Source organism: Faecalicatena contorta (assembly GCF_001404335.1).
GTDB classification, from domain to species: domain Bacteria; phylum Bacillota; class Clostridia; order Lachnospirales; family Lachnospiraceae; genus Faecalicatena; species Faecalicatena contortus_B.
Genome location: NZ_CYZU01000040.1, coordinates 43406 through 49405, shown reverse-complemented (window position 1 = coordinate 49405; position 6000 = coordinate 43406). Strand labels below are relative to the sequence as shown.

The window sequence follows — 6000 nt, the reverse complement described above, 5'->3', positions numbered from 1 at the left end:
TGTGTCAGTGGTGCTCCATTTTCAGGGCTGTTTCCCGCCTAGAATTTCTTAGGTCCGCGGCCGCGTTTTTGAAAGGACATGGATGTTCACCGGGAAGCTTTCGGCTATCCCTTTATGGAGCGTCCCCATCCGTGCCGCGACTAAAGCGCGTCACTAACTCCCGATTTAGATGTTGGCTGGGGTATGAATTGTTACGAAAGAAAGGTGTTCCTGTTCATATCCTACGGGCGTGCTCAGTTTCAACTACTGTCCGTTCCTTGGTAATCCATTCAAAAAAATAGTTTGGCAAGCATTTTTTTGCGCCCCGCTCCTGAATAAATATTAACACCGTCGGCAAAACTACTTCCTATCGGTTACAGGATATGTGGGATAGACAAAACCGCCAGAAGCAGCACGCTGAAGCCAGGCTATCATATTTACATCTATCTGCTTTTTTTATTTTTTATATCCTGCTTCTTCTAACATACATGAGTGTACGCTTTACTCACCCATTTAAAAGTATCCATAAACGGGAGGATTATATATGGAAAGAACCATCGAAAATTTAAAAGAAATGATTCGTGCAGGTAGAGGAATTATTCCTGCAGATATTGCCATTAGAGGAGGCCTCCTGGTTAACGTCATGACAAGCGAAATCTATCCTGCAGATGTTGCTATTTACAAGGATATGATTACGGCCGTCGGGAATATTGAACACTATATGGGATCTGAGACAAAAGTCATTGATGCGACCGGAAAGTACCTGGTTCCCGGGCTGATTGACGGACATATCCACAGCGAATGCAGCAAACTCAGCATCACCAGCTTTGCAAAAGCCGTGGTCCCCTGCGGCACAACTAGCATCATATCCGGACTGGACGAGTACATTTCCGTATCCGGGCTGGACGGACTGAAGGAAGTGCTGGCGGAAGTAAAGAAAAGTCCGCTCAAAGTATTCTGGGGTGCACCGTTCAAAACCCCATATACAATTCCGGAATCTACGGTAGCCTTCAACATTAAAAAGGAAGTTCATGCACAAGTGCAGCAGTGGCCGGAATGCTTCGGGGTATGGGAAACCGTGAGGGAATTTCTTCAGGAAGAAGACGAGGATACGCTGGGCGCAATTGAACAGGCATTTAAAAACCGCCTCCCTGTTTTCGGATGCGCGCCGATGGCCAGGGGGAAGGACTTAAACGGTTATCTCTGCGGCGGCGTCCGTCTGGACCATGAAAGCTATGACCACGAAGAAGTTGTGGAGAAGATTCGGAAAGGTATGCATATGCTGATCCGTGAATCCTCTGTTACACATTTTCTGGCGGAAAATATCCGCGCGGTCACGGAAGTCAACCCTCTGATGGCTCGCCGTGTCAGCTTCTGTACGGACGACGTAACCGCTACGGATGTGCTGGAGAAGGGACACCTGGACCATGTTGTCCGGCTGGCAATAGCCGCAGGCGTGGATCCTATGACGGCAATTCAGATGGGTACCATAAACAGCGCGGAAGCTTACCGCATCGATCATCTGGTCGGCTCCATCTCTCCCGGAAGAATTGCGGATATTCTGCTCGTAGATTCGCCGGAGGAATTCCATGTGGAGGCAGTCATTGCCAACGGCCGCCCCGCCGCGAGAGACGGCAGGCTTGCCTTTGAACTGAAAGCGCCGGAAAGAAGTTCTGTCCTCAAAAGTGTCTTGAAATGTAAGAAAACAACAAAAGCAGACTTTTCATACAAAACCTCCATCCAAAATGGTACAGCCGACGTACTGGCAATGGATGTCCAGGGGCCATTTGTACGCAAGAGAAGAGACGTTGTCTTAAAGGTAGAGAACGGGATTGTGCTTCCCGATCCCGAACAGGATGTGGCTCTCGTCTCCGTCCTGGAAAGGTTTGGACGAAACGGCAACCGTTCCCTCGCTTTTTGTTCCGGCTGGAACCTGAAAAAGGGAGCCATGGCTTCCTCCGCCGCACCGGATGACAATAACCTGATCGTGATGGGAGTCAGTGCAGAGGACATGTCGCTCGCCGTGAACTATCTGATCGAGCAGGGCGGCGGACAGGTCGTTGCCGCGGACGGCAAGATTCTGGAATTCCTGCCGCTGCCGGTAGGCGGTATTGCAAGCGATGAAGAACCGGAAACCATCGCAGCACAGGAAAAGCGTCTGAACAAGGCGGCGCAGGAGCTCGGCTCTACGCTGTCCGAACCACTGATGTATATGTTCTTCCTCCCGATCACCGCGATTCCGGATTACGCAATCACTGATGTGGGGCCTGTTGATTATACAAATCTGACTATTTTTGATCCGATTTTAAATCTGAGAGAACAATAGAACAGAATGTAACAGTTCAGGCTTGCCTAAACGGTTACAATAGAACAATTGTCCATAATGATTTCCAGCAAGGAGGAATATGCATGAATGAAATGAGCAAAGAGGCTCTGAAGGAACTGATCGACACAGCGGCCGGCAGAAACACCGCGGATATCGTCATCAAGAACTGCCGGATTGTTGACGTCTTAAACGGCAGTATCATTGAGGGCGATATTGCAGTGATCCGGGGATTGATTGCCGGAATCGGAAACTATGAGGGACGGGAAGAAATAGACGCAAAAGGAAAATATGCAGTCCCCGGCTTCATCGACAGCCATATTCACATCGAATCCGCCTATGTAAGCCCGGAAGAGATTGGACGCCTTCTGGTTCCCCACGGTGCCACTACCATAATCGCCGACCCACACGAAATCGTAAATGTATGCGGAATCCGAGGCCTGGATTACATGCTGCAGGCCGCCAAAGGCACTGCCCTGGATATCAAATATATGCTTCCCTCCTGCGTCCCGGCCACTCCCTTTGAACATGCAGGCGCCAATATAGATGCAGAGGCTATGAAAGGCCCGATTCAGGACGAAAGAATCCTGGGCCTCGGGGAGTACATGAACTTCCCCGGTCTGATTCATGGGTGTGAAAGCGATCTCGATAAAATTATGACCGCAAAAGAAATTGGAAAACTGATAGACGGCCACAGCCCCGGAGTCTCGGGCCGGGATCTGAATGCCTATGCCGCCGCTCTGATCCACACAGACCACGAATGTTCCACTGTGGAGGAGATGCTGGACCGCATTTCCCGGGGAATGTATGTACTCCTGAGGCAGGGTTCCGCATGCCACAACCTGAGGACTCTGCTTAAGGGTCTGACCCCTATGAACAACCGGCGCTGTCTGCTCTGCTCCGACGACCTCCAGCCCAAAACGATTCTGGAACAGGGGCATCTGGACAATCATCTATCCATCTGCGTGGAGGAGGGGATCGATGCAATTACCGCGATCCGAATGGCAAGCCTGAATGCAGCGGAATGTTTCCGTCTTTACGACCGCGGAGCCATCGCACCGGGCCTACGCGCGGACATCGTACTGCTCGATAATCTGAGAGACTTCTCCGTCTCCAAAGTCTGGATTGGGGGAACCCTTGCCGCTGCGGAAGGAAACTATCTGCTTCCGGTTGAAAAGCGGGATATCTCATCGGTTAAAGGAAGCTTTCATGTGAAAGATTTTTCAAAAAACAAACTGAAAATGCATCTGAAATCGAGACATGTTAACGTAATAGACATTCTACCAGGCGGCGTAGTAACCGGAAAAGGCACTGCCAACGTCGAACTGGATGAGACCGGTGACTTTGTCAGAGACCCCGATGTGGATCTTGTGAAAATAGCCGTGATTGAGCGCCACCAGGAGACCGGAAATGTTGCCGCCGCATTTCTGCGGGGCTACGGAATCAGGGAAGGCGCAGCCGCTTTATCTGTAGCCCATGATTCACATAATATCATTACCGTAGGCGTAACCGACGAGGATATGGAATTTGCCGTACAGGAGTTAATCCGCCAAAACGGCGGAATCGTTCTTGTAAAAGACGGGCATGTCACGGAATCTATGCCCATGCCCATCGGCGGCCTGATGAGCGACCAGAGCGGGGAGTGGGTAGATGATAAATTGACACGCATTCACCAGGCCGCCCATGAAGAGCTGGGAATCAGCAGAGATGTAGAACCTGTTATGACATTGTGCTTCATGTCACTGGCAGTCATCCCGGAAATAAAGCTGACCGATATGGGCTTATTCGACGTAACAAAGTTTGACTTTATTCCTGTGGAAGCAGAATAGATGGAGGTGGCGGGGTATTGAGAGAGAAGAAGGCGATTGTTCCTTTATTCCAAAGAGGAGATATTGGGGGAATGGCTTATTCCATCACCAATAATATTGTAAACTATCTGATCGTAATCGCTACTTTATCCGGTGTCCTGGGCTGGCCGGACGAGATTGTATACGGAAGAGTCATCCCCGGAATGTCAATCGGCCTGATGCTCAGTGGCTTTTACTACGCCTTTATGGCATACAGGCTGTCTAAAAGGGAAATGCGTTCGGATGTGACCGCGCTGCCTTCCGGAGTCTCCACCCCTGCCATGTTTGTAATTCTCTACGGTGTAATCATGCCGCTTCACTACGCTCTGGAGGATCCGGAACTGGCATGGTCCGCAGCCATTGCAGCCTGCTTTCTGGGAGGTGCGGTCGAATTCTTCGGCGGTTTCATCGGCCCCTGGATGAAGAGAAAAATCCCGAGGGCTGCACTGCTCGGAACCGTCGCCGGTATCGGATTCATCTGGATGGCGACACAGGGAGTATTTGACGTATTCAGCGATCCGGTCATCGGCATGCCGATCCTGATTCTTGCCCTGATCGGCGTATTCGGCGGTTACCTGTTTCCCGGGAAGATTCCTCCGCTTGTGGTCGCAATCGTGGGCGGCATCGTCTATGCCTTCTGTCTGGGGCGGACCAGCCTTGATTTCAGCGGGATCGGCTTTTATTTTCCGAACCCGGTAAACAGCATCCAGCATCTGTTAAGCGGCTTTGCCATAGTCGCTCCTTATCTCACGATTATCATCCCGATTGAGATCTATAACTTTATCGAGACAATGGACAATGTAGAGGCTGCAAACGCCGCCGGGGACAACTATCATGTACGGGAAGCGCAGTTTGCAGACGGTGTCTGCACCATGATCTCTGCCATATTTGGAGGCGTCGTACCGAATACCGTGTGGCTTGGACATGCCGGACTGAAAAAAGCAAAGGCCGGCATCGGCTATTCCTTCATCTCCGGTCTGGTGCTGGGCCTTGCCGGACTGCTAGGGCTCTTCACCTTCCTGAGCAGCCTGGTACCGCCGGCCGTCTGTGCCGTCACTTATCTATGGTGCGCCATCGTTATGGTGTGCCAGGCCTTCAAGGACTGCAGCAAAAAACACTATGCTGCAGTCGGAATCGCCATGATCCCGCCGGTTGCAGACTACCTGTTCACGCAGATCACGGGAGCCGCAGGCCTTGCCAATGTCTGGACGGAAACACTTCCGTCAGGATACTCCGGATACACACCGGACGTCACCCAGTCCCTGCTTGATGCAGGCGTTATGTGGAACGGTGTCCCGGCGGTCAAACCCGGAGCCATCATTATCGGAATCCTGCTGGGAACCATGACCGCATTTATTATAGATAAAAAATTAAATCTGGCGGCGGTAACAGCGCTCGCAGGGGCAGCGCTCTCCTTCTTTGGCTTTATACACAGCGCGGCTCTGGGGTTCTATCCGAAATCACCTTTTATGATTGGGTATCTTTCCATGGCGGTACTGTGCTTCATACTGCATCTGGGACGGAGCAGCTGGTTTAAGGGGCCCGATGATTTCGATTATGTGTAGCGGGGGCGGGGGGCTGGTATGGGGGCCGCTGTGCGGAATTGGAATATGCCTCTCCTGGATGCGGAATCAGGGCATAAGTGCCGCTAATCAAAATCGGAGCCGGCATATTCCAATTCCCCACAGCTGGTCGCATCATGACGGGAGACACCTCCTTCTGCACGGGGGATCTTGGGCGGGGGTGGCGAATTGAGTCGTTTTGTGGAAAAGTTAGGTGCCATGACTTTTTTATTTGGATGGAATCGTTAACCGGCTCGGCCGGCTTTTTTATTGAATGGATTGTCTTGTA

The 6000-nt window shown here is 51.4% G+C and carries 3 protein-coding genes; all 3 read left to right on the top strand.

The features are described from left to right. The first annotated feature begins 523 nt into the window (after positions 1–523). The 3 genes from ARB69_RS17780 to ARB69_RS17770 all read left to right on the top strand — a co-directional run bounded on the left by ARB69_RS17780 (position 524) and on the right by ARB69_RS17770 (position 5714). Positions 524–2305 carry an adenine deaminase gene (locus ARB69_RS17780; protein ID WP_055154561.1) on the top strand — a complete coding sequence of 594 codons (1782 nt, stop codon included), beginning with the start codon at positions 524–526 and terminating at the stop codon, positions 2303–2305. Between the two features lie 92 nt (positions 2306–2397). After that, positions 2398–4131, top strand: a complete 1734-nt coding sequence (gene ade / locus ARB69_RS17775; RefSeq protein WP_025655125.1) for an adenine deaminase — start codon at positions 2398–2400, stop codon at positions 4129–4131. A gap of 17 nt (positions 4132–4148) precedes the next feature. Continuing rightward, positions 4149–5714 carry a hypothetical protein gene (locus ARB69_RS17770; RefSeq protein ID WP_055154559.1) on the top strand — a complete coding sequence of 522 codons (1566 nt, stop codon included), beginning with the start codon at positions 4149–4151 and terminating at the stop codon, positions 5712–5714. The last annotated feature ends 286 nt before the right edge of the window (positions 5715–6000 follow it).